The 22223-nt window shown below is 69.0% G+C and carries 23 protein-coding genes and 3 pseudogenes; 9 read left to right on the top strand and 17 right to left on the bottom strand.

What is annotated here, in order from left to right:
* The first annotated feature begins 130 nt into the window (after positions 1–130).
* The 3 genes and pseudogenes from AQI88_RS35450 (at position 131) to AQI88_RS35440 (ending at position 2595) form a co-directional block, all read left to right on the top strand.
* Complete coding sequence (locus AQI88_RS35450; RefSeq protein ID WP_067007654.1) at positions 131–1135, top strand: zinc-binding alcohol dehydrogenase family protein; 1005 nt, start codon at positions 131–133, stop codon at positions 1133–1135.
* 132 nt (positions 1136–1267) lie between these two features.
* A pseudogene (locus AQI88_RS44015) lies at positions 1268–1548 on the top strand (hypothetical protein); the annotation flags it as partial.
* A gap of 714 nt (positions 1549–2262) precedes the next feature.
* On the top strand, positions 2263–2595 hold the full coding sequence (locus tag AQI88_RS35440) for a helix-turn-helix domain-containing protein (protein WP_067007649.1): 333 nt from the start codon (positions 2263–2265) through the stop codon (positions 2593–2595).
* 66 nt (positions 2596–2661) lie between these two features.
* On the opposite strand, the gene AQI88_RS35435 is transcribed toward AQI88_RS35440, so the two are convergent.
* From AQI88_RS35435 to AQI88_RS48640, 3 genes are all read right to left on the bottom strand, one after another.
* Positions 2662–3450, bottom strand: a complete 789-nt coding sequence (locus tag AQI88_RS35435; RefSeq protein WP_159050469.1) for a hypothetical protein — start codon at positions 3448–3450, stop codon at positions 2662–2664.
* Between the two features lie 666 nt (positions 3451–4116).
* Entirely contained in the window at positions 4117–4281 is a 165-nt protein-coding gene (locus AQI88_RS47165) for a hypothetical protein (RefSeq protein WP_208615990.1), read from the bottom strand.
* A gap of 223 nt (positions 4282–4504) precedes the next feature.
* Complete coding sequence (locus tag AQI88_RS48640; protein WP_079058007.1) at positions 4505–5401, bottom strand: LysR family transcriptional regulator; 897 nt, start codon at positions 5399–5401, stop codon at positions 4505–4507.
* 51 nt (positions 5402–5452) lie between these two features.
* Here AQI88_RS48640 and AQI88_RS44000 point away from each other — a divergent pair, with 51 nt between their 5' ends.
* Complete coding sequence (locus AQI88_RS44000; protein ID WP_244184467.1) at positions 5453–6280, top strand: flavodoxin family protein; 828 nt, start codon at positions 5453–5455, stop codon at positions 6278–6280.
* A 63-nt stretch (positions 6281–6343) separates the two neighbouring features.
* On the opposite strand, the gene AQI88_RS35420 is transcribed toward AQI88_RS44000, so the two are convergent.
* Positions 6344–6568 carry a hypothetical protein gene (locus AQI88_RS35420; RefSeq protein ID WP_067007643.1) on the bottom strand — a complete coding sequence of 75 codons (225 nt, stop codon included), beginning with the start codon at positions 6566–6568 and terminating at the stop codon, positions 6344–6346.
* A 385-nt stretch (positions 6569–6953) separates the two neighbouring features.
* Positions 6954–7775, bottom strand: coding sequence for an ATP synthase subunit B family protein (locus AQI88_RS35415; protein WP_159050468.1), 822 nt, complete (start codon positions 7773–7775; stop codon positions 6954–6956).
* Between the two features lie 326 nt (positions 7776–8101).
* Between AQI88_RS35415 and AQI88_RS35410 the strand changes: the two genes are divergently transcribed.
* Positions 8102–8284 (top strand): hypothetical protein, encoded by a 183-nt coding sequence (locus AQI88_RS35410; RefSeq protein ID WP_067007637.1) that lies wholly within the window; start codon positions 8102–8104, stop codon positions 8282–8284.
* A gap of 190 nt (positions 8285–8474) precedes the next feature.
* The gene (locus tag AQI88_RS35405) at positions 8475–8714 is read left to right on the top strand and encodes a hypothetical protein (RefSeq protein WP_159050467.1); all 240 of its coding nucleotides are present in this window, start codon (positions 8475–8477) and stop codon (positions 8712–8714) included.
* A gap of 253 nt (positions 8715–8967) precedes the next feature.
* On the opposite strand, the gene AQI88_RS35400 is transcribed toward AQI88_RS35405, so the two are convergent.
* From AQI88_RS35400 to AQI88_RS35385, 4 genes are all read right to left on the bottom strand, one after another.
* Positions 8968–10467 (bottom strand): S1 RNA-binding domain-containing protein, encoded by a 1500-nt coding sequence (locus AQI88_RS35400; protein ID WP_067007803.1) that lies wholly within the window; start codon positions 10465–10467, stop codon positions 8968–8970.
* Between the two features lie 549 nt (positions 10468–11016).
* Positions 11017–11433 carry a DUF3592 domain-containing protein gene (locus tag AQI88_RS35395; protein ID WP_159050466.1) on the bottom strand — a complete coding sequence of 139 codons (417 nt, stop codon included), beginning with the start codon at positions 11431–11433 and terminating at the stop codon, positions 11017–11019.
* 92 nt (positions 11434–11525) lie between these two features.
* The gene (locus AQI88_RS35390) at positions 11526–12077 is read right to left on the bottom strand and encodes a YciI family protein (RefSeq protein ID WP_067007629.1); all 552 of its coding nucleotides are present in this window, start codon (positions 12075–12077) and stop codon (positions 11526–11528) included.
* A 466-nt stretch (positions 12078–12543) separates the two neighbouring features.
* Positions 12544–12987 (bottom strand): hypothetical protein, encoded by a 444-nt coding sequence (locus AQI88_RS35385; RefSeq protein WP_317933065.1) that lies wholly within the window; start codon positions 12985–12987, stop codon positions 12544–12546.
* A gap of 735 nt (positions 12988–13722) precedes the next feature.
* On the opposite strand from AQI88_RS35385, the gene AQI88_RS43995 reads away from it, so the two are divergent.
* The gene (locus AQI88_RS43995) at positions 13723–14772 is read left to right on the top strand and encodes an LAETG motif-containing sortase-dependent surface protein (protein ID WP_079058004.1); all 1050 of its coding nucleotides are present in this window, start codon (positions 13723–13725) and stop codon (positions 14770–14772) included.
* Positions 14773–14939: 167 nt separating this feature from the next.
* Positions 14940–15674 carry a hypothetical protein gene (locus AQI88_RS35375; protein ID WP_067007627.1) on the top strand — a complete coding sequence of 245 codons (735 nt, stop codon included), beginning with the start codon at positions 14940–14942 and terminating at the stop codon, positions 15672–15674.
* Between the two features lie 273 nt (positions 15675–15947).
* Here AQI88_RS35375 and AQI88_RS35370 read toward each other — a convergent pair whose 3' ends face one another.
* The 8 genes and pseudogenes from AQI88_RS35370 to AQI88_RS49170 all read right to left on the bottom strand — a co-directional run bounded on the left by AQI88_RS35370 (position 15948) and on the right by AQI88_RS49170 (position 20629).
* Complete coding sequence (locus AQI88_RS35370) at positions 15948–17165, bottom strand: sensor histidine kinase (RefSeq protein WP_067007624.1); 1218 nt, start codon at positions 17163–17165, stop codon at positions 15948–15950.
* 5 nt (positions 17166–17170) lie between these two features.
* On the bottom strand, positions 17171–17872 hold the full coding sequence (cseB, locus tag AQI88_RS35365) for a two-component system response regulator CseB (protein WP_067007621.1): 702 nt from the start codon (positions 17870–17872) through the stop codon (positions 17171–17173).
* Between the two features lie 18 nt (positions 17873–17890).
* Positions 17891–18346, bottom strand: coding sequence for a hypothetical protein (locus AQI88_RS35360; protein ID WP_067007618.1), 456 nt, complete (start codon positions 18344–18346; stop codon positions 17891–17893).
* 38 nt (positions 18347–18384) lie between these two features.
* A complete protein-coding gene (locus tag AQI88_RS35355) occupies positions 18385–18876 on the bottom strand; it encodes a hypothetical protein (RefSeq protein ID WP_067007615.1) in 492 nt (163 codons plus the stop codon).
* Between the two features lie 263 nt (positions 18877–19139).
* Positions 19140–19379: pseudogene (locus tag AQI88_RS48045) on the bottom strand (ISAzo13-like element transposase-related protein); the annotation flags it as partial.
* 237 nt (positions 19380–19616) lie between these two features.
* Entirely contained in the window at positions 19617–20033 is a 417-nt protein-coding gene (locus AQI88_RS35350) for a hypothetical protein (RefSeq protein ID WP_244184464.1), read from the bottom strand.
* Positions 20034–20103: 70 nt separating this feature from the next.
* Positions 20104–20491: pseudogene (locus AQI88_RS43985) on the bottom strand (IS481 family transposase); the annotation flags it as partial.
* Between the two features lie 63 nt (positions 20492–20554).
* On the bottom strand, positions 20555–20629 hold the full coding sequence (locus tag AQI88_RS49170) for a 50S ribosomal protein bL37 (RefSeq protein WP_099504217.1): 75 nt from the start codon (positions 20627–20629) through the stop codon (positions 20555–20557).
* A gap of 555 nt (positions 20630–21184) precedes the next feature.
* Between AQI88_RS49170 and AQI88_RS35345 the strand changes: the two genes are divergently transcribed.
* A complete protein-coding gene (locus AQI88_RS35345) occupies positions 21185–21976 on the top strand; it encodes a hypothetical protein (RefSeq protein ID WP_159050465.1) in 792 nt (263 codons plus the stop codon).
* Positions 21977–22223 lie beyond the last annotated feature (247 nt).

The following is a 22223-nucleotide window of genomic DNA, read 5'->3' as shown; positions in this document are numbered from 1 at the left end:
CACCAGCGGCCACAGGAGGCAACGTCCGCCGTCCCTGCCGGGCCGGCCACGGTCGGGCCGTGCCGCGCGGCGGCCACCGAACCGGCCCACACTGGAAGGGGGGAGTCGCGGATGGGACGGAACACAGTCGATGCGCGCATGGGTCGTGGACCGGCCGGGGCCAATCGAGCGGGAGCCGCTGCGGTTCGTGGAGCGGCCAATTCCGGTGCCGGGGTCCGGTGAGCTGCTGGTGCGGGTGCGGGCGTGCGGTGTGTGCCGTACCGATCTGCACGTCGCCGAGGGGGACCTGCCCGTGCGCCGGGCGAGGGTGACGCCCGGGCACGAGGTAGTCGGCGTGGTCGCCGGGATCGGCCCGGGCGTGAGCGGCTGGACGGTCGGCGACCGGGTGGGGGTGGCGTGGCTGCGCCGCACTGACGGCACCTGCCGGTACTGCCTGCGCGGGGACGAGAACCTGTGCCCCGGTTCCGAGTACACCGGCTGGGACTCCGACGGCGGCTACGCCGAGTACACGAGCGTGCCGTCCGCCTTCGCCTACAGGCTGCCGAAGGACATGGACGACGTCGCGCTGGCGCCGTTGCTGTGCGCGGGCATCATCGGCTACCGGGCGCTGCTGCGGACGTCACTGCCGCCAGGCGGTCGCCTCGGGCTGTACGGGTTCGGCGGCAGCGCCCATCTGTGCGCGCAGGTCGCGCTGGCACAGGGGGCCACCGTGCACGTCCTGACCCGCGGCAAGGACTCACGGCGACTCGCGCTCGAACTCGGCTGTGCGTCGGCCAGAGGTTCCTACGAACTGCCTCCAGAGCCGCTGGACGGGGCGATCCTGTTCGCGCCGGCCGGAGATCTCGTACCGGTGGCGCTACGGGCGCTGGACCGGGGCGGGGTACTGGCGGTCGCGGGCATCCATCTCAGCGACGTCCCGGTGCTGCACTACGAGAGCGAGCTGTTCCATGAGAAGGAGCTGCGCAGCGTCACCTCGAACACCCGGGAGAACGGCCGGGAGTTCCTGGACCTCGCGGCCCGGTACGGCGTCCGGGCCACCACGCACCCCTACTCTCTCTCCAACGCTCAGCAGGCACTCGGCGATCTGAAAGCGGGGCGCTTCGACGGGGCTGCCGTGCTGGTGAACGACCTGTGAGCTGCGGGAGGTCTCCCCGAGCGAGATCGGCCAGGGCTACGAGCTGACGAAGGCGCAGGTCATCGCCATCCCATCAGCGACAACGAACTGCGGAACCTTCCCATGTCAACCGCGAAGGCGATCGAGATCGAGGCGTTCGGGCCGACCTCGCCAGGATGCGGGCTCGCGCCCAGCGCCTGGAGCCTGGTCGCGGCGCGGATCGTGGCGCCGGCACCGGCTGGCGGTCGGTGTTCCTGGTGAACGTGCCCGTGGTCCTGATCGGGCCGTTCCTCGCGGTACGGTTCGTACCCGAGAGCCGGTCGCAGCGCCCGGAACCCTTCGGCAGGCCAGGCACGGTGGTGCTCGCGCTGTCCCTGTTGACGCTACTCGCGCCCCTGACCGAGGGCGGGGCGGAGAGCTGGTCGCTGGTGACCGTGGCAGGAGCCGTCCGGATTGCCGCCTTGGGCCTCGTCCTGTGGCGCAGGCGGCGAAAGGCTGCCGTTTCTTCCTGAGGAGCATCCACCTTGCGGGCCTCCGCCTGCCCTCACCTTGCGAAGCCTGCACAACCGAATACGCCGCCTTGCGGCCGTGGCCGCAAGTGTCGCTGTGTGTCTGACGAACGGAGGCGGTCTCGCACAAGCCGACGCTCACCCGCACGGCCGACACGGTGGACACGGTGGACACGAGCGACGACAACTGGACCGACGAGGACGCGATCCGGTTCTGGCCCCCGTCCGCATGGCCTCCGCGACCGACCCTGCCCGGACGTCTGCTCCCGAGAGCCAGAGCCGACGACCGGAGAGATGCGGGCGCATTCCTGCTCCGCCAGGGTCGTGGACAGCCCCGGCCGCCTCGATGCGACAAGCCCAACACGAAGGACAAGACGTCCGACCCGGACTTCTCGTTCGCTGGGCGCCCACCGCACGCGAGCTGCCGAAGCCGGATCGGATCAGGCCGGACGAGACGATCACTGACCCGACCGGGTGACTTTGCGTCCGTTTCACGAGGTGCATTGCTGCAGGTCAGCGGCTTGAATGGGGAGTACTGGGCATAGATTTTTCACCAACGGAGTTTTTAGTCATAGCTAAAGGTGGCATCCTGACGAAGTGGGCAACAAGCGTTGCCGCTCCATGAGCTGGGGGTGAACCATGGGCATTTTCGCTCGTGACGAGAGCCGGACGAACTTAGCGGCTTCGCGGATAGCGAGGCAGGCCACGGCCTCTCTGGCCGGACTGCTGGCAGGGCTGGGCAAGTCCCGTTCCGATCTGGCAAAGGCCATGGGCGTCAGCCCGGGCCGCATCAGCCAGATCATGTCCGGCGATGCGAACCTGACGGTCCGGACGCTCGCCGCCGTAGCGGAGGCGCTGGATGCCGACGTCCAGATCACCTTCTGTGCCCGACCGCAGTCAGCGGATGCCAAAGCCTGCGGCAGCACGGACTCGTCGCCCATCAGGAGCAGCGGGCTCTCGGCCCACCATTGAGCCTCAGGTCGGCACTTCTGCCTCACAGCCCATCCCGTCAGCGTCGGATCACGATCCCACCAGCTTTCAGCGGGTCAGCCAGCGGTCGAACCAGCGACGCTGCGGTGGCAGCGCCGGACTGTGGAACGCGTCGTTCGACATCGCCTTCGCACGCAGGGTCCGGAGTTCTTGGTTCTCGCTCCGGCGGCCGTGAACGTACGCGAAGCGCAGCAGGTGTCCGCACTGTGCGAGGGCGGTGCCGAACGCCTGGCGCCGGGCGATGAGTTCATCACCCGTCGGCTCACGCTCAGCCTGACGGCACGTCTCGTCGATACCCGTCTGCACGTCCAGCGCCGCATCGATCGCCTTCTCGACATCCGCATAGACAGCATTGATCGTCTTGGTCTCCGCGGCAAGCGGATGCCGCTCCAACAGGTACAGCTTGAGATCATGGACGAACACCCTGAGCTGGGCAGACGTCTCAATACCGTGAAGAAAGCGGTCTGACCAGGTACACGCGTCAAGATGCACACGCTGCACCAACCGCTCCCTGGCCAGGGCAATACCCAGTGTCATGAACTTGACGTACGGCTGCGCCGTCTCGTCCTGTCTCCGTCGGGGCAGCGCAGTAGCACCCGTCGCGGCGCCCGCAATCACCGGAGGAATCGACGCCGCGTGGGGCAGCAGCACCACCGCGCCGGCCGCCACCGCACCCATCAGCGCCAGCACGAGCAGCACCAGACCAGACGACGCCCAACTGCCCAGCAGCCGTCCTTTGCCGGAGAATTCGCGTGCCAGTCCCACCCACGCGATGGCCGCGCTCACGGCGGCCGGTAACGCATAATCAAACAACCAGCTCTGGTGAAACCAACTCATCGACGGCGCCCCCAAGACATTCCACGGACAGGCCGGACCGCTGTCAGCGTGCGGAAGCCAAGCAGGCCTCCCTCTCGGCATGTCACACCAGCGCCCAGTCCTCTCGCCGCGCACCTTTCGGCTAGAGCTGCCGCGAGTAGAGCTGATGATGTCAGTCAACGTGGTAGCACGCCGTTACTTTGAGCAACAATTGGCCAGCGTGTCTGGCTCGCCCAGGAATCCGCGCGTACCCGTGCGGACAGTCCGGGCCGGATCCCCACCACACTCTTGTGCACGGCCTGTACCCAACGCCCGGAGCCTGCCAGGCGTGCTGGAGATCAAGCCGCAGGCCGGGTTTCAGACGCAGCGACCAGACCGGCGGCCACCGGCCGGGCGCCGGCCCTGCCCAGCCGCAGAGGGCATCCGGCCCCGGACCCGATGATCTCCTCCTCCACGGACATTCCTTTCAGGTTCAGGAGGGACAAGAGGGTAGTGACGACGCGGAGCGCGGCCGAATCTGCGGCGCGACCAGCGGGTTTCCGTACTGCTCGCTGTCGGGCACCAAAGTGGGTCTCCCAGTGGCAACCCAAGTGGGTGCCGTAGCGGCGGGCTTCGGCTTGCCCGACGCTGGTCGGCCTCATGGTCCGAGCGGGCGTCCCGGACGTCCGCCCGCACGCCGGCGTCCACTCACAGCACTTCACCAACCTGCCGGGCCGTGACCGGTCCGGCGGCCTGCCGCAGGACGGCGAGGATGCGCTTGTAGTCCGGCGGGAGCATGGTTTCCTCCACATCCGGCGTGCGGTGCGGAACCAGCATCACCGCCTGGCGGCCCACCTGACGGGGCGTCGGCACGGCCGAACGGCCGAGGCGCGCTCGTCAGCGAGCTGCTCGCTCATCCGCTCAAGGACGAGTTCGACGACGGTGAGCTCGTCCGCCCGGTCCGCACCTCGGCGAACTGCTTGGCCAACTGCTCTTCCGCGCGCCGCGCGTGGGTTGTGCTGCTGGCCCTTGGTCAGGAACTGCTTCGCCGTCTCAACTGCTTTCCTGCGACCAACAACTTCACGATGCACACCACTCAGTGATCGGCGAAGGACGCCTCTGCCGAGGCGTGCAGCAGCAGGTCGCGCAGTGCCGTGGCGGTGTCCGATGGCTCGGTGGGGGTGAGGACGACCTGGTCGGCGGTGGTCGAAGGGCCGGTGAGGGGGATGATGCGCAGGCCGGGTGGCTGGTGGTCGAGTGCGGATTCGACGGTAATGCCGATGCCCGTTCCCGCGGCGACATGAGCAGCGATGGCGTGCACGCTGTCGGCAGTTCTGATGATACGCAGGTCGGCTCCGCCGATGTGGAAGGCGGACAGGAGGCGGTCGCAGAGACCGCTGTTGATCTGATGGGGCCAGGTGAGCAGATCGGTGGTGGACAGTTCGGACGCGCTCAGCTCGGCGTGCCCGGCGAGGGGGTGGGCCGCGGGTACGAGCGCCATGAACCTCTCGGTGGACAGCACCCTCGCGCGTACGCCGGTGACGTCGCCGGTCGCCCAGCCGATGCCCAGCCCGATCGTCCCCGCCCTCAGGGCGGTGACCTGGGCTGTGGTCGGCATGGCCTCCGGCACGATCGTCACGTCGGGGAAACGGTCGCGTAGTTGCGGCAGGCAGCGCAACAGCAGCTGGTGGCCGGTGTATTCGGCGTGGGCGACGACGAGGGTGGTGCGGGTCCGGTCGCCTGCGGCCAGGGAGCGTCCGCGCTGCTGGAAGCGGCGCAGCTGGGCCAGGGTGGCGTGGGCGTCGGGCAGCAGCGCTTCGCCGAGATCGGTCAGTGACACCCGGCGGCTGGTGCGGTGGAACAGCCGCCCGCCCAGGGCGCTTTCCAGCCGTCTGACGGCGTCGCTGACGGTGGGCTGGCCCCGGTGCAGCCGCGCGGCGGCGCGGCCGAAGTGGAGCTCTTCCGCGACCGCGACGAATGCTTCCAGTTCCATCCTGTCCACGGGACCAGGCTAACGCGATCGATCGGTGTGACCGATCGCTGCATGCCGAAGTTCGGCGTTGATGCCGTGCCGTACGCAGGTTGTGATGGCTGGGCAAGCAGGGATTACCCCACGACCGGAAGTAGTGAAAAGCACATGACAGTCAATGACGTTGCCCGTGAGCACGATGCGCCGATGGCCACGGTGACGGTGGTCTACCACTCGGTGCACGGGCACACCCGGGTCCTGGCCGAGCACCTGGCCGACGGCGCGCGGCTGGTGCCGGGCGCTCAGGTGCATCTCGTCGAGATCCGGGCCGAGGACGTCACCGCGGGCCGTTGGCACGATGCGGAGGTGCTGGCGCTGCTCGAGCGCTCCGACGCGATCGTCTTCGGTTGCCCGACGCTGATGGGCAGCGTGTCGGCGGTGTTCAAGGCATTCATGGAGGCGGCGTTCACGCCGTTCGTGACGCAGGCGTGGAAGGACAAGCTGGCCGGAGGGTTCACCATGTCCGCCTCGCAGAGCGGCGACAAGCTGGCGGTCCTGGAGCAGTTGGCGGTCTTCGGCGCGCAGCTGGGCATGCAGTGGATCGGCGTGGGCGACATGCCGGGCAACAACTGGAGCGGTGGCACCCGCGACGATGTGAACCGGCTGGGCTCGTGGCTGGGTCTGATGAGCCAGAGCCACGCCGACCAGGGGCCGGAGCAGGCCGGATCGCGCGGCGACCGGATCACCGCTGAGCGGTACGGCGAGCGGATCGCCCGGCTGACTCAGCGTTGGATCAACGCCGTGCCGTACGACACCTCCCGGATGACCGAACACGAGGCCCGCGCCCTGTCGGCCTCCCTCAGGGAGACGGACGACGCAGCGACAGCGCCGACCGGCGCCTGACCTCGCAGATCGCCCCGCACCGGCGTCGGCGTCGGCGTCGGCGTCGGCGTCCTGGACAGGCAATCAGCGCGGCAAGCCACTGCCGGCGCGGCCGAGGCAGCTGAGCTGTTCGGCAGCCAGCTCCAGGGCCTCCAGGTCGGTGCGTAGCACCGCGATGCCGACCGCCGGGCCGTCCTTCACCGCGGGCCGCTGCTCCTCGGCGAAGAGAGTCAGTTGCTCGGGTGCGGTTGACTGGTGCGCGGTGAGCACACGGGCGGCGATGATGGGGCGGTTGTGGCATAGCGGCACGCGCGGAATGTCCCACTCCCCGGCTCCGGCGGGAGGAACGACGCTGCGGGGTTGACGACCGGCTGTCGGTCCTGGCAGGGCACGGCGGCTGGTGGCCGGTGGCCGTGGGAGTGGCTGGCCGGTGGGTGCCCAGCGAGCGGTGTAGAGGCTACGTGCTCATGTCCGCCACGGCCTGAACCTCCCCTTCCCACCAGCCCCTCCGGCAGGTCTCGGCGGCCTCCCCCGCTTGGGACACGGTGAACCACCGGATCCCGCCAGGCTCATGGTTCCCGGATAAGCCAGGCAGTGCGGAAGGGCCCGCACTCCGAGGCGCTCGCGGGCTACTTGTAGCTCACGCGGCTGGGTCCGGCGTGGCGAACCGGCGGCGGTCCAGTACGGATGCGGCTCACCCAACCTCGATGCCGGCGATATCGCGCACTAGTCCCCGGACTCCCTCCTTGGTCTGGGCGAGGATTTCCCACGTCGCCTGGTTCACTGCGACTGCCAGGTACCAGTTGCCGGGCGCCAACTCGGCGATGGGTACGGTACCGCCGTACTCGGGAAACAGGGGCCTGGCCACGGGCACCGCGAACCAGAACGGCTGGGACCTGAGCAGCGCCAGCCAGGCGGACGGTGGGAGGTCGGGGGCGAGCACGGATCCTTCTGCAACGAAATCCGGGCTCTCCGAGATCCCGGCAGACTCCGGCTTCCACACCTCGTCCACCGCGCGTCGGGCCTCCGAAACTATGCGTTCGGCCTCCTCGTAGGCCGCCGCACGTACGGCCTGGGCCTCGCGATACGCCTCGTCGAGGGTTTCGCGCACGGTGTCTCGAAGCCGCCGCCAGGGTGCCTGTGCCCGCCGTTGCGCGAACTTCACCTCCTGCCACCGGGCCCGCCAGACGTCAGCCAGTTCGGGATGACAGCGCGGAGCCGGGGCGTCAGCAGGCGGAGGCAGCGGGCCACTCACCACACGGACGAACTCCAGCAGCGAGTCCACCGAGGGCAACCGCTTCCCGGACAACGCCTCATTGAGGCCTGCCTTGGTCAGCTTGGGCCGTAACGACGCCTTGGCGATCACCGCGTAGGACGGCGCACCGAAGGCGATGTGCAGCCGGTTCAACTCGATGGTGAAGTCACGCAGCGCCGCGTCGTACGCGGCAATGGCCTCCGCGTCCTCCGTGTCGACCTCGGGCTTCTCCTGATTCACCGGCACCCCCCTGTCTGTCACCGAACCAACGGTAAGCAGGGGGGTGCTGAACGTCCACGAACTACGCTGAACGTTCCTGAACGTCAGCGCCGTTCGAGATCCGTGCGGCGTCGTACGGCTCCGTACCGGCTGTGTCCGAGGGCATGCGATGCCGTACGGATCACTAGGTTTCCCCGGGCCTGGCGAGCTCTGCTGGATGCATGACGCGGTCGCGGCGCCAGCCGCACCGCCGTTCAGCCTGACGCCACCTGCCCGGGCCTCTCCGCACGAGACACAAGGGCGTCGGGTGATCATCTGCTTCCGCAGGCAGTTCGCTGCGTGCCCGAACCCCAAGGGGGGAACCGTCCGTGTCCACGCTCGCCCTGCTGGTCGTCCTGCTCCTCGGTCTGGTCGGCCTGATGCTCGTCAGCGCACTCGCGTACGCCGTCCACCGCCGACCGGCCCTGAGCCAGCCGCTGACCGTCGCTCTCACCGGAGCTGGGGTGTTCGCCGCCATGATTACCGTCATCGTCACCGTGGGCGGCCGGTGACTTCAGGCATCCGGCCTCCGAGCTGAGCGAGGACCCGGTCTCGGACGGTGAGTTCGCCCTACCACCGCCGGGCCGCATGACTTTCGGGTGATCTTCGCGGCCGGCACGGCGAGGGTACCTATGGCGGCGCACCAGGCCGCCATGATCCTGGCGGAGCGGCTGAAGGCCGGTCCCGCACGAAAGGATGATCATGTCACGAACCGCCACCGCCATCACCACAGCCGTACTGGCAGGCCTGCTGCTGGCCACCGGCGTCGCCCAAGCCGCCCCCGCTCCCAACACCGGACCTGACCAGTGCACTACGCCGATCTACATCGGCGACATGCAGCTTCTCGAGGCCCGTCCGCGGCCCACACAGGGGTGCAAGGCGCACGAGACTCCCTCGTACAGCCCCCTGGCCCAGCAGCGGTTGGCGGGATGGCCGATGTAGCAGCACGAAGAAGGTCAGGGCTGGTGCCGCGTCAGGCAATATGCCTTTGTCGGCCGAAGTCCGCCACCGCCGCCCGGCGCTGGACCTGACCATGATGGTGGTCTCAGTGTGGGGCGGCGGCGAGGACGAACAGGTTGTCAGCCAGGTGCACGGGCCGCCCGAGGCATGAGTCGCACCAGTCCGACAGGCGGTTCTGGGCCGCAACGGACTCGCTCGTGCCGCAACGGTCCCATAAGGACGTGTTCCCGGCTGGTCAAGGTCCTCCGTGCGCGAGAGCCTGCAGGTGGGAGAGCGCGATGCGGCGTCGGGTGGGGTCGACGTCGAGGATCTTCACGAGGAGGGGGTCACCGACCTGGATCACGTCGCCGGGGTCGGCAACGGGTTCCTCGGACAACTCGGTGATGTGTACGAGTCCTTCGAGGCCTTCGTCTCTGTCTTCGATACGGACGAAGGCGCCGAACGGCACAAGCTCGGTCACGACACCGGTCACAATCCGGCCGACCTGCTGCACGAGCTGCTGCATCGGGTCCTTCTGCAAGGCCTTCAAAGAGAGCGGCACACGCTCTCTCACCAAGTCGACGTCGAGGATCTCGGCGGAGATCTCCTGCCCGACGGTCACGATGTCGGACGGGTGATCGATGCGCCTCCAGGACAGCTCTGGAATATTGATCATTGCGGTGAAGCCGCCGATGTTCACGAACGTCACACCGGAGCTGGCAATCTCCGTGACCATGCCGGTGACGATCTGTCCGCGACGGAGGGTCTTCAGAAGGGCCCAGTGCCGGTCGCTGGGGGTCTGTTCCGTCCTCCACCTGGCCCGCAGAACGCCGTCACTGTCGGGCACGACAGCGGTGAACAAAGGGTGACGTGCCTCGACGTCCAGGGGCAGAGCAGCAGCGGCCCGAGCACCCGCCACCTGTGCCGCCAGCGCCTGGTACTCGGTCTCGTGGGCGATCGTGCTGGTGATCGCCCCGGCCCCGTCTTCCCAGACGAACTCCACAGGGCCTTCGTCGGGGAGCGTGGCGAGAACTGCATCGACGTCGTCGGACAGGTCCGGCCATACGGTCAGCTTGGCACGAGGGGTGAGCCTGGTGCGTACCGTTTCGAGAGTGTTCTCCGTGAGGCGGTGCCAGCGGGAGGCGTTGTCGACGTACCCCTCCTCCAATATGGCTGCTTGCCGCATGGCGAGGGACCAGCGCAGACGGGCCCAGAAGTCTTCGTCGGCAGGTCGTTGAGCGCCGACCTCATCGAAGCCCGCATCGTAGGGCGAGGCCTGCAAGCGCTCCGGGAAGAGTCCGAGTGCCCGGGTGCGTGCAAGAGCGCTCTCGCAGGGCTTGCAGCTACTGACATAGACGTACTGGTCCCACCCGACGTGCACGGAGAACGCGTCCTCGACTTCCAGACGGCACCAGGCGCCGTTGTCGCGGAGCATGGCCCGAACCAGCTCCAGGCCGACGGAGAGGGAAACCTCTGCGCCGTCGTAGAAGCCTGTGAGGTCGGGTGGGAAGAGACCGTCCAGACCGTGGCCCTCGATCGCCGGCTCCAGGCCGAAATGGGCAAAGCCGGCGATCTGCGGCTCGCGAACGGCCAGGTGGTCGATGCCTGTGGCCGCGGCGAAGGCGGCGACAGCCTCCAAGTAGGCGGACTCCACTGGCCCGTGGTCGCTGGTCGAGTCCTCAACGCCTGTGTAGTTGCCATGCTCGTCGCGATCGGCAGGGTCGTACTTGGTGATCTGGTAGACGAAAGATGGCACGTAGCTCCCCGTGATGATTGACGATGCTCGCTCGGCGACCGGTGCCGTGGTCGGGAGCGTACGCGCGATGGTCCAGCCGCCGACGACCCCCATCCCACCGACAAAGATCGGCGGGGTCATGACCAGCGTCCAGGCGGTGTAGCGCCGCGTTGGCCCGGCCCGCTCTGACTGCCTCAGCGTGTCGAGCGGGCGCGGCTCAGCCGCATCGACCGGGCGATGTCTGAGGGGCTCCAGCGGGCCGTCGCCGATGCCCGGCGCCCCGCACAGCCGACGCCGCCTCACCGACCTTTACCAGACACCCCGGTGGCGTGGACGTATGTCAGCCCGCCGCCGGTGTATCTCGTCCCGGGTGAGCGCACCGGCGCCTGGCGCGCCGAAGCCCGCGACACCCCCGCCTCGACGCGAACGGCGAAAGCCGCGTCACGGTCGGCGCCATCGTCTCCGCCGTCGTGGACATGCTGGAGTACTGGCCGTCCGGACAACGCTGCGAAGGCGTCGAAAGGGACGGTCGGGAGGAGTCGGCATGTGCGCACCCGGTGCCGCCGCCCGTCAGGTGACGAGGAACCAGACGACGAGGAGGCCGGCCACCAGAGCCACGGCCCCCACAGCGCAGAAGACGACAACCAGCGCACCGCCGTGGTAGCCGTCGATGAGCATCCGTTTCGGGTTGTCCGGGTCGTAGAACACAGTCACGGCCGCGCCCGGGCGGAGGTCGCCGACCGTGCTACTGGCGATCGGGGACGCGGTCTCGACCGTCCGGCCGTCGCCGGTCACCCACTGGACCACCGGGCTGTACATCGTGCTGTTCGTATCCATGTCGCGCCGGGTCATCAGCCGGACGACCGTCCCGCGGGCCTTTGCTCCCTCCTGCCGCAGCCTCCGTGTCCGGCGCCGGATGATGAGGCCGACAGCCATGAACACCGTCCCGAGCAGCAGCGGAACGCCCGCCCCGATCAATCCACCCATGAACCCTGTACTCCCTTGTCGCCCGGGACCCATTGGATCACGCATCTTCAGTCGGTGGATCGGCTGCGTGCGGCGGGTAGGGTCATCCTCGGTCAGGACGGGCGCCCGCCGAACTGCCAGTTGTGCACCTCGATGTCGGCGTACCGGTCCGGCGTCAGGATGGCGCGTGCCGTGTCCGGGTCCGGCGCTCGGACCAACACCGCCGTGCCCAGCCAGGTGGCGCCGTCGTCGGACAGAAGCGGCCCGTAGGCGATCAACTCGCCCCGGTCCGGCGGCACCTCGAGATCGGCGGCCTGCCCCGTGCCGACGCCGAGCACCAGGTACCGGTTGCCGCCGGTCCGGCCGCCGGGGAAGTCCCACATGGTGCGCCCCAGCGTGTTGCGCCACCGTCGCAGCAGCACGTCCCGGTAGACACCGGCCTGGTAGTTCGGCTCGTCGAAGGCGAACGTGCGGGCCGCGGCGGGATCGGGCAGGTCGAGGATGTGCACGCTGCCGGTGGGGGTGTCGCCGTCGTCGGCGAGGGTCGGGCCCCGGGCGATCATCTCCTTCGCGTACCGGTCCATATACGACCAATGCTCTTCCAGCAGTTCGTCGCGCAGCGGCAGAGAGCCGGGCCGGTCGCGGTGGTAGCAGAAGAATTCCATGCCCAAGGATCTCTTCAAGCAGGCAACCAGGTCGAACGGGTTTCACTGCAATGTCTGCTCAGCAGCCTCATCCGGAAGCGCGCGTGCCGACTCCGCACGGCGGATGGCCTGCCGCCGTGATGTCCTGTGAGCCGGCTGGGATGCGGGCAGCACGAAGGGCCGCCCCCGCTGGAGACGGCCCTTCCTCGTGCGGTGTAGCGCCGGCTGGAAGCAGGTCGCCGGCGACTCGGCGCAGCCGTAGCTGACACCGCTGTCGGTGAATGCACGGGCACGACAGCGATGGCTGGGAAGCCGGGTGCGCGATGATCGAGCGGGCCGCCAGAGCAGCTGATTCCATACGTTGATCAAGGCCGGTCAGGGGCAGAGGTGGCGGCGATGCCCCCGCCGAGCCTCGGCCGACTCGCGCCGCGACCGCCAGCCCGCTTGTCACCGAATCCAGTCGCACGCCACAAGGCAGGCCAGGCACTCACTGGCGACGTGGGGAACGGTGGCGGCGGTAGTAGGAGAGGGTGACGGCAGCAAGCAGCGGGCCCCAGAGGACCAACGGCTGGTAGAGAGTGCCGACGATCAGGTTCCCGATGCGCGTCATGTCGGCGTGCGGGTATGTCCACCACCACGGAACATTGGCCCAGAGCAGGGTCAGCGCGACTGCCCCGGAGGCGGCGGGGACGACCGCAGCCATAGGACGGACTCTTCGCCCGCCGATCAGCGGTATCCAGCGCGGCACGACCTCGCCCCAGGGCCGTACCAGACCAATCGTCAGGAAGGCACCCAGCTCGCAGAGCATGCTGAGTGTCAGCATCCACACCTTCGCCCCCATCGTCTCGAAGCCGGTGAAGCCCGCGTCGCTGTAACCAGCCGGGTATCCGAGCACCAGGACGATGCGCCACAGACTGCTCGGCAAGACCACCAGGGTGGTCAGATGCGCGGCCAAGACCGCCCAACGAGGGGCTGGCGCTGCGGGGATGACAACAGGGGACGGGGTCGACTGCATGCTCATGCGCCCCATCGTCACGCGCTCCGCAGCACGTTCCATCAGCCTGTGTGGCTGTCTCGGATGGCCACATGGCACGAGGCCTGGGCGACGTGATCAGCCCCGCGGGGGAACCACCGCCATACTCCGAGATGATGGGACCGGCGACCGGCTTCCGCCTCCCGCATGCCGCGTCGCTTCGTATTCGGCTCCGTTGAGCGGCCCCGTTCGGCCGAGCGCCCCAGGCGGTGTGGCACAAGCCCGCGACCCGCGTACCCATGGGCCCAAAGCAGCTGCCCGTTCTCGCCCCTTGCGCCTTCCTCGGTTCGTCAGCAGTACCGCAGCTGCCGTCCCGCCCCGAATTCACGCTGTGGCGCGCGGCCGGCCGCTTCGTCACCGGCATCGTTGACGGACTGCTGAGCGGCCGGCATCCAGAGGGCCTTCCCACTCTGGCCGGTTCTGGTCGAAAAGGTCATCGATGAGCGAACCATCGGGGAGTCCGGCCCAGGGAACCGTCCGCCTGCGAGCGGGCAGCGTTGGCTGGCTCCCCCCACCGAAGAAGGGGGGGTGTGATGCAGGTCATGCAAGAAATCTACGATTTCCAGACAACCGTTTTCCGCCACTCAGGGTCGTCATTGCGTATACGCCGCTCACTCCCGCCCTGAGGTTCGCATGAAGCTTCGCCGCTCCCTGGCTCTCGCCGCCTCGACGGCTGCCATGGCTCCGGCCGTCCTGCTGGCGGCCCCGGCCGCCTACGCGACGGACGACGACAGCCCGTCGCCCACCGTCAGCGAAACGGCTCCCATCGACGACCAGTCCACTGCCGTCACCGACGACACGACGCCGGCCGCCGAGGACACCATCCCGGCCGCGGACGAGACGACGCCGGAGGCCGTCGACACCACACCGGCGGCCGACGAAAACGTGCCTGCCGCCGCCGAGTCCGCCTCGTCCAGCGCCCCCGTGTCGACCACGGTGTCCGCCACTCCTACGGCGTCCGCCTCCCAGTCGGCGGGCCCGGTCGAGTGCGACAGCGACAACCCCAAGAGCGACAAGAACCTGCACACCAGCCTCTCCGGTCTGCCCTCGAAGGTCGTGGCGGGCAGCGGCTTCCACAGCTTCAAGCTGAACGTGAACAACACCGGTGACCGCGCCTACCAGCGCGTCGACCTCGGTGTGTTCACAGCCCAGATGAACGAGAACGACTACTTCATCGACACCAGCCACCTCACCGTGCAGTACCAGGACCCGTCCTCCGGCAAGTGGGTCGGCATCTCCCTGGACGAGAACGACGACGGCGCCGGGTACCTCGGCTACACCGACGTCAAGGCCCACGAGTCCTTCTCCATCGACCTGCGCCTGGCCGTGGACAAGACCGCCCCGGCCGGCCTCGGTTACGCCATCAGCATCGGCATGTACGCCGACGACAAGGGCAACTGCGTCTTCTCCGGCGACGACAGCTACTACGAGTTCGACATCCTCAAGGCCGGCACGACCCCTGGCAACTCCGGCGACGCCAAGCCGCAGGGCGGCAAGAAGCCGCTGCCGAAGCAGCCGGCCGGCAACACGAAGATCGAACCGCAGGGCCACCTCGCCCAGACCGGCTCCAGCTCCGCACTGCCGGTGATCGCGCTGGCGGGCGGCGCCGCCGTGGCGCTCGGCGCGGGCGCGGTGTTCGTGGTGCGCCGCCGCAAGGCCACGGGTTCCGGCACCGCCGCCTGACATCTGCCGTTCGCTCCCCGAGCGCGAGGTCCGCGCGTCCGCCGTCCGGCGGGTGCGCGGGCCAGCGCCGGTGTCGCGCCTCGCCCGACCAGGAAGCGGCTGCTTCCGCCGGGCCGGCCCCCACCCGGCGCGGCGTACTGTACAACTTCTTTCACTCAAGGACTCCGATGCATCTCCCCTCCCGTGCCCTGAAGGTGCTCGCCGTGGCAGCACTCCCGCTTGCCCTGGCCGCCTGCTCCTCCGGTTCCACCGACTCCTCCGCCGACAAGTCGGCATCCGCCGAGCCGGCCAAAGCCAAGGACCCCAACGCCGGCCTGCTCACCGGTACGCAGCTGAAGAAGGCTCTGGCGCCCGAGTCGTACTTCCCGTCCGGGCTCGCCCTCGATGCCAGTCTCAGCCGGGACACCGGCGACTCCTACCAGACCCCGGCCACCAAGAGCGCCGCCAAGCCGCATTGCGCCGACCTCGACGCCACGAGCTGGATCGGGCTGACCGGGATCGACGGGGTGTCGTTCGCGCAGAACTCGCACATCAACAAGAGCGCGTCAGCGGAGCTCGATCAGGAGATCGACGTCTACCGTGGCTCGGCGTCGGCGGACGTGATGAAGGGTCTGGCGAAGGTCGTCGCCGCATGCCGGAGCTACCCGGACCCCGACACCAACAGCAAGGTGACGGTCACCGGCGCCTCGACCACCGGCCTGGGAGACGAGGCGTACGCGATCACGCTCACCGACAGTTCCTGGGAAAACGGCACCACCCTGATTGCCGCCCGCGTGGGCACCGCCGTCGTCAGCGTGCTGTCCACGGACGGCGGCGACAACGGCGCCGCGAGCGCGAAGAAGCTGGCCGCACAGGTCGTCACGTCGGTCAAGGCCGAGAGCGGTACGGCGCACCAGAGCTGACGGCCCGGCGAGATGGTCGGCGTCCGTGGCGGGCCCACGTCGTCAACGTAGCGGACGGTCGCGGGCGGGCAGAGAACGAGGCTGGTGGGGCTCCTGCGCCCTGCCGGTCTTCATGACAGGCGCGTACGGATCCGCGTATCGCGCCTGCGCAGACAGCCCGCCCGGACGTCGCGCGCTCAGGTCCGTCCGCGCGGCGCGCGCGTGAGCAGAGGGCCGGGCGCCCGCAGGACGTCTCCGATGACGAGATGCGGACTGCGCTGCAACCTCGACGGCCTAGGCGGGGCGGTCCCGGCGGGGTGCCAGGTCCAGGGTCGCCCGGGCGCCGCCTTCCGGCGGGTTCTCGTACGTCACCTCGGCGCCCAGCACCTGGGCCTGGCCCATGACGATCGTCAGGCCCAGGCCGATCCCCGTGCCCCGCTCCCGCGCACCCGTGCGGAAGCGTTGCGGGCCCTCGGCCAGGAGGTCGGCGGGGAAGCCAGGGCCATGGTCCGATACGTGTACGGCGGTGCCGTCGACCTCCAGCACCACCGGCGGGGCGCCGTGCCGACAGGCGTTGGTGACCAGGTTGGCCAGGATCCGCTCGACCCGGCGCGGGTCGGTCTGCACCACCTCGTCCCTGCGCACCCGTACCTCGACCTCCCGGCCCGTGGCGGCCGCAGCCCGGCGGGTCAGCTCGCCCAGCCGCACCTCCTCGCGCTGGGCCCGCTCGACACCCGGCACGTCCAGCCGCGCCACCTCCAGCACGTCCTCGACCAGTCGGCGCAGTTGGTCCACACCGCCGCGGACCAGCTCGGCCGGCCGGCCGGGCGGCAGCAGGTCCACGGCCGTGACCAGGCCGGCCACGGGCGTGCGCAGTTCGTGTGCGATGTCGGCCGTGACCCGCCGTTCGGCCTCCAGCCGGGCGCTGAGGGCATCGGCCATCGTGTTGACCGCCTCCCCCAGTCGGGCGATCTCGTCCTTCCCCTTGGGCGTGACACGCGCCGTCAGATCGCCGCCCGAGATCCGTTGCGCGGTCCGCGCCGATGCGCCGATGCGCCGCCCCGCGGCGGCCGCCACGGCGATGCCCAGCCCGCAGCCCAGCGCGACGGCGGCCGCACCCGAGCCGAGCAGTTCCTGGTCCAGTCTCTGCAGGGCCTCGGCCTGCGGTGCGTAGGAGCGCCGTACGGCGAGGATGTCGTCGCCGCTGCGGGCCGCCGCCCACATCACCGGCCCCTTGGGATCCCCGGGGTCCTGGAGGTAGGTGGCCCGCACCAGCCGGTGGATGACGGTGGCGCGCAGGGCGGCCGGCAGGTCCGGCGGGTTGACGAGCGCGCCGCTGTCGACGCCGGCGATACGGTCCTGAAGGGCCTGGACGAGCTGGGCGTCGGCCGCGTGTGCCGCGTCCCTGTGCTGCTGGTCGGCGGTGCGATGGTGCACCAGGAGCCCGATGAGCGCGGCGACGATCGCGGCGATCCCGGCGATGACCAGGGCTGTCTTCGTACGCAGTCCCATGGCTGTCAGGGGCTCCCGGGCGGCCGTGTGGGCACCAGCTTGTAGCCGAAGCCGCGGACGGTCTCGATCCGGTCGCGGCCGATCTTGGCGCGCAGCCGCTGCACATGGACATCGACGACCCGGCTGTCGCCGCCCCACGCGTAGTCCCACACCCGCTCCAGCAGGGCGGTCCGGGACAGCACCACACCGGGCTCGGCCGCGAACTCCAGCAGCATCTTGCGCTCGGTGGGCGTGAGGTCGAGCAGCCGGCCGTCCCGGTGAATCTCCATGGAGGCCGTGTCCACCGTGAGGTCGCCGAACCGCAGCAGGGTCTCCTCCGCGTCCTGCGCCCCGGTGTCGGCGTAGTCGGCGGCCCGGCGCAGCGCCGAACGGATGCGGGCGACGAGCACCGGCACGTCGTACGGCTTGGTGAGGTAGTCGTCGGCCCCTGCCTCCAGCCCGAGGACGACGTCCACCGGGTCGGTCCGGGCGGAGATCATCAGCACCGGTACCCGGCTGATCTCCCGAATCCGCCGCACCAGACTGACCCCGTCGAGGTGCGGCAGCATCACGTCCAGCACGGCGACATCAGGCGCCCGGTCCTTGAACTGTGCCAAGCCGACGAGCCCGTCGGAGGCGGTGCGCACCTGGTAGCCGTAGCGCTCCAGCGACAGCTGAGTCGCCTCACGCAGCAGCGCATCGTCCTCGACGAGCAGCACCTCGGTCATTGCTTGCGGCCTCCTGCTCTAGGGTTCGGGGACGATCAGATGCACATTGCGCAGGTCTTCACCCGTCTTGTCCGGGTCCGGGAGGTGCGAGGACCGTACGGTGGCCCGGGTGTAGTAGGAGACGTTCTCCTGGCGCTGCAGGCGGGTCAGCTCGACGGTAGCCGGATAGCCGGATTTGTCGCATTCAGGACTGCACCATCCGCCGCTCACCTCTCCGGTGGCCATGGCCTTCGGCTGCCCCCAGTCCCGCCACTTCAGGTGGGAGAGCGAGGTGAACTCGGTCAGGCCGAAGGTGGCAGGGCTGCTCAGCGGGTGCCCCATGTCGTCGGACACGTAGACCGGGCCGGCGGCCGGGCTCCGGGTCGGGGCAGGGCCCTGGACCTGTGGCCGCTCCGGTCCGCCGCACCCGGTGGTGCCCACGGCCAGCATCAACGCCACTGCGCAGGCAGTGGCCACGGCCGTGGACTTGTCCATCGGGATCCTTCGCGTGCGCCGGCGGATGCCGCCGGGGCTCAGCTGGTGGCGAGCGGGCGCTTGCCCTGGAGGTCCTCGGCATCGTACGTCCCCGGGTGCCCGGACAGCTTGAGCGTGAAGGCGGAGTACACCTTCTTGCCGCCCACGGTCTTGGGGTCGGAGAGGCTGATGGTCGCCTTGAGCGGCTTGTCGAGGCAGGTGTCCAGGCACCAATTGCCGGTGACCTTGCCGGTGCCGACGGCCTTCTTGGCACCCCACTGCTTCCAGCTGACCTGGTGGATGCTGGTGAACTCGGAGAGCACCAGGACCTTGGAGCGGCGCTCGGCGTGGCCGGTGTCGGCGTACTTCTCGCCGTAGTGGTTGATGACGTACGGGGCGGTGGCGGAGTGTGCCGCCTTCGCGGCATGGCTCGCCTCGCCCGCGTCCGCCGCCTGCGCGGTGGCGAACAGCCCGAGCACGGCGGCTCCGGCGAGACCGGCTGCGATGGCAGCGTTCTTACGGAAGGTGCGGGCGGCGGTGGTGGGGTTCATGCTTCTGGCTCCTTTGATGCCGTTGGTCATCGCTTGGCGCAACAGAAGCTATGAGGGGCGCTTCTCGGTGGTTCGTCACTCGTGTCACAGCCCTCCATCGACGGCTGTGACACAACCGACGTATAACTCCGGCACGAGGACCGCGGTGGACGCCCGCAGCGGAATCGACTGCTGCCTGTGCTGCCACACCGGCTTCGTCGGCCTCGCCCCGAGCACTCGGCCGGGAGGGGCCGGGCGAGCAGGTCATGGGCTCCGATTTTGCAGACCTTGTTGCCTGTCGATGTGCCCGGCGGCGGGTGACAGACCGCGACGCCCAGGCTCGTCCCGGCGGCCGGAGCGGCGAGTTGGGGCTTCCGGGCGCAGGTGCGGTAACCGTCGGAGTCGCCCGCGTCGGCGGTGATCAGCAGACGGGTGGCGCGCGGGTGGTCCTGCCGGGCGCGGGCCTGTCACCGGCGACGAATAGGGGCAACGGCGAACGCGGCGGCGCCGTGGTCAGTGCCGACCATCGCCGTCATTCCCCCCACCCTCCGACCAGGCCGCGCACCGCCGACGGCGCAGCCGCTACGGCGGACGCCCACCTGGCTTCGATGCCGAGGCGCACGAGCAGCGCAACGCCGTCCAGCGATGCATCAGCCGCTTCAAGCGGTGGCTCGGCTTGGCCATGCGAGGCGACAAGCTCGTCATCGCCTGCCGGGCGCGCTCCGCCTGATAGCGATCCTCATCTGGGCCCGGCGCTGCCCTTAGGGCTGGACATGGGCATGCGCCATCAGGAAGGCCCCCGCATGGGCCGCGGCCTCTTCCTTGGTCGCATACCCCGTGTCGGCATCGGCCGCGCCGCGCATTCCGTCGGCCGCCTTGCCGGCCCACCTCCAACCGCCGGACGAAGGTTGCTGAATCAATTCGGCCGTTCCACCACACAGTTCGAGTGCAGCGTTCGGCTGCGCCGCTGTAGCTGCCGGGCGGCTGACGGCGTCGGGCCATTTCTTGCGGGCGCCCTGACGGGTGATGCCCCAGGCCGCGCCCATCTGTTCACAGCTGGCGCCATAGGACCCGGCGGTTCCCGCTGCGATGGCCGTCAACTGCTTGACCTCCGCGTCCACCACCTTCCAAGCAGCCAGCACGGACAGCGCCACTTCGACCGGATCCGCCTCCCACATGCGGTCCTCGGGCAGCCCTGACGCCCTGGAGCGCAGGGCCGCTGCGAGCGGATTCAGGGCGTCGCGGGTGAATCTCGCTCCAGGCGAGGCGGCTGTGGTCGTCGACGGCAGAGTGGACGCAGTCGAAGCCCATGCTGTCGCGGGTGGTGCGGCCGACCTGGCGGCCCAGCACCTTGCGGCCGCCACCGTCGGGGATGCCACCGAGCTTCCTGGACGTCCACGTGGACCAGATCGCCGGGCCTGTCGCGTTCGTAGCGACGGATCGGCCGGCCGGTGGAGCGGTCCAGGTGGGCAAGTCAGTTCAGGCTGTGACGGACAAGAACTCGGTGCACCGTTGAGGCGGGCAGGCCCAGGACGGGGCCGTGTCTCGCGAGATGCCCATCTCGGCAGCGAACATGAGCGACCGGACGGCCGGAGCGGACACGCTCGATCAGCAGCCGACTGCCATGAAGGGGCAACGCTCGCGAGTTCCCTCCCGGGCGGTCAGAACATGGCACCCCTCGGCCGTCTACTCCGTTGACTCAGGCGTTGGGACGCTTGCCGTGATTGGCCTTCTTCTTCTTACGGCCGCGTCGCTTGTTCCCTCGCTTAGCCATGGCGCATATCTCCCAATTCTGGAATTTCTACGTCTTCGCCAGTCTAGATTCGGGCTGCCGTGTCCGCATCAGCGGTGCCGGCACAGCGCCCCACATACCGGCGCTCCGCCGCCCCAGAACACACTGACCTCTGCCGAATGCGCGTCGAAGCCGCCCAGGCCGATCGATCACAGCGCTGCCAACCGCAGGCCAGAGGCGGGCAGGGCTCGAAACCAACAAGCACCTTCCAAGCCCCTGGGCGGCAACCCGTCGCAGCTCTGCCTGTAGAGACAGGGATCAGGGCGAGCGCGGCAGAGACCGCCGTCCCGCCAGTGGTACGGCGCCGACTCGGCCACCGCCCCCGCTCCGAACACCCTGTTGAGCTTGCGAGCGAGCATCTTCGGGCTCCGCCCGAGTCCGTCGAGACAGCCCGCCAGCACGACTTGGGGTTCCCCTGCCTGCGGTGCCACTTGGACCACCTCTTGCCCCCAGTGGTTCGTGCATCACTTCTCATGAGCGCTGAAGATCTTGCATACGCATCTAGACACGACATCTGAGCATATTCAGACTCAGGTCATGCCTTTCAGCGAGATTCTCGTCACGGCGTCCGCATGGGGGACGAAATTAGTCTCTCTGTACAAGAGCGCACGTTCCCTTCCAAACCGTAAACCGTCTCGGACAGAAGTGATCAGCGGTGTGACTCGGTCACTCGTGCACTGGGAGGTCGCTCATGCCTTCCAGTACCACCGAGAGCAAGCCCTCCGAGATCACACGCAGAACATCGGGCGCCTCCTGCAAGAGGCCTACGATCTCCGGCTCGAGGGGAAGACACTTCGGATCAAGATGCGCACCGTTCTCCCCATGCTTGAGCAGGCCTGGCCTCAAGCCGTCCAGCTACAGAACAACTGGCTGGCAGCGGACCTCTGCCTTACCACCGCAGCCGTGTCGTTGATCGCTGGGGACGAGCCGTCAGCTGGGCTCCGCTTGTCGAACGCCCAGGGGTACGCGCAGACGGCAGCGAACGCAGCCCCACGGATGGTGCTGAACGAGCATGCGGTCAAGCAGATGACCGAGGCGGTTCGGAAACTCCTACTCCGGCGCTATCCCTACCCGTTCGCCTTTCAGACAGCACTCCCGCCGGCTCCGGACGCCGCCACGATCCGCAACGTCGTGAACAGCCTGCCGACATCAGCGTTGAGGACGCGGGCCGAAGAGGCACAGATCCGTGATGCGGTAGTCAGGCGCGTTCGGATCGGCTACGGCGACTTCAGCGCACTGGAGCCGGCACAGGACCCGCCTGCGCTGCGGGCCCTCACCTTCATTGCCGACGTCGGAAGCGTCATTTCACTGGCTCTGCCCAACTCGTAGGAGCCTGGTGGACGCGGGTGACTGAGCAGGCCTGCCGGATGCGTACCTCGACACGAGCGGAGATCCCAGTAGCCACGATCGCGTCGCCGATCACCGTGTGGTTCAGCGCGTCAGCAGCCTCCCGCTCTTCGGCATGCGCTTGATCGACCACAGCCGGTCCAGGAAGAGGGTGCGGGCGATGCGGGCTGAGCGGGGAGAAGATCCTCAGCGTATTGGCATGACCGGCCCCAAGGACACCGGCGCCCAG

Source organism: Streptomyces cellostaticus (assembly GCF_001513965.1).
Lineage (GTDB): Bacteria > Actinomycetota > Actinomycetes > Streptomycetales > Streptomycetaceae > Streptomyces > Streptomyces cellostaticus.
This window is presented reverse-complemented; position numbering and strand designations above follow the sequence as displayed.

What these genes read in the sequence shown, in the direction of transcription:
- AQI88_RS35450 (WP_067007654.1), top strand. Translation starts at nt 131, where the DNA reads ATGCGCGCATGGGTCGTGGACCGGCCGGGGCCAATCGAGCGGGAGCCG.
- AQI88_RS35440 (WP_067007649.1), top strand. Translation starts at nt 2,263, where the DNA reads ATGGGCATTTTCGCTCGTGACGAGAGCCGGACGAACTTAGCGGCTTCG.
- AQI88_RS35435 (WP_159050469.1), bottom strand. Translation starts at nt 3,450, where the DNA reads ATGAGTTGGTTTCACCAGAGCTGGTTGTTTGATTATGCGTTACCGGCC.
- AQI88_RS48640 (WP_079058007.1), bottom strand. Translation starts at nt 5,401, where the DNA reads ATGGAACTGGAAGCATTCGTCGCGGTCGCGGAAGAGCTCCACTTCGGC.
- AQI88_RS44000 (WP_244184467.1), top strand. Translation starts at nt 5,453, where the DNA reads ATGCCGAAGTTCGGCGTTGATGCCGTGCCGTACGCAGGTTGTGATGGC.
- AQI88_RS35405 (WP_159050467.1), top strand. Translation starts at nt 8,475, where the DNA reads ATGTCACGAACCGCCACCGCCATCACCACAGCCGTACTGGCAGGCCTG.
- AQI88_RS35395 (WP_159050466.1), bottom strand. Translation starts at nt 11,433, where the DNA reads ATGGGTGGATTGATCGGGGCGGGCGTTCCGCTGCTGCTCGGGACGGTG.
- AQI88_RS35390 (WP_067007629.1), bottom strand. Translation starts at nt 12,077, where the DNA reads ATGGAATTCTTCTGCTACCACCGCGACCGGCCCGGCTCTCTGCCGCTG.
- AQI88_RS43995 (WP_079058004.1), top strand. Translation starts at nt 13,723, where the DNA reads ATGAAGCTTCGCCGCTCCCTGGCTCTCGCCGCCTCGACGGCTGCCATG.
- AQI88_RS35375 (WP_067007627.1), top strand. Translation starts at nt 14,940, where the DNA reads ATGCATCTCCCCTCCCGTGCCCTGAAGGTGCTCGCCGTGGCAGCACTC.
- AQI88_RS35370 (WP_067007624.1), bottom strand. Translation starts at nt 17,165, where the DNA reads ATGGGACTGCGTACGAAGACAGCCCTGGTCATCGCCGGGATCGCCGCG.
- cseB (WP_067007621.1), bottom strand. Translation starts at nt 17,872, where the DNA reads ATGACCGAGGTGCTGCTCGTCGAGGACGATGCGCTGCTGCGTGAGGCG.
- AQI88_RS35360 (WP_067007618.1), bottom strand. Translation starts at nt 18,346, where the DNA reads ATGGACAAGTCCACGGCCGTGGCCACTGCCTGCGCAGTGGCGTTGATG.
- AQI88_RS35355 (WP_067007615.1), bottom strand. Translation starts at nt 18,876, where the DNA reads ATGAACCCCACCACCGCCGCCCGCACCTTCCGTAAGAACGCTGCCATC.
- AQI88_RS35350 (WP_244184464.1), bottom strand. Translation starts at nt 20,033, where the DNA reads ATGTGGGAGGCGGATCCGGTCGAAGTGGCGCTGTCCGTGCTGGCTGCT.
- AQI88_RS35345 (WP_159050465.1), top strand. Translation starts at nt 21,185, where the DNA reads ATGCCTTTCAGCGAGATTCTCGTCACGGCGTCCGCATGGGGGACGAAA.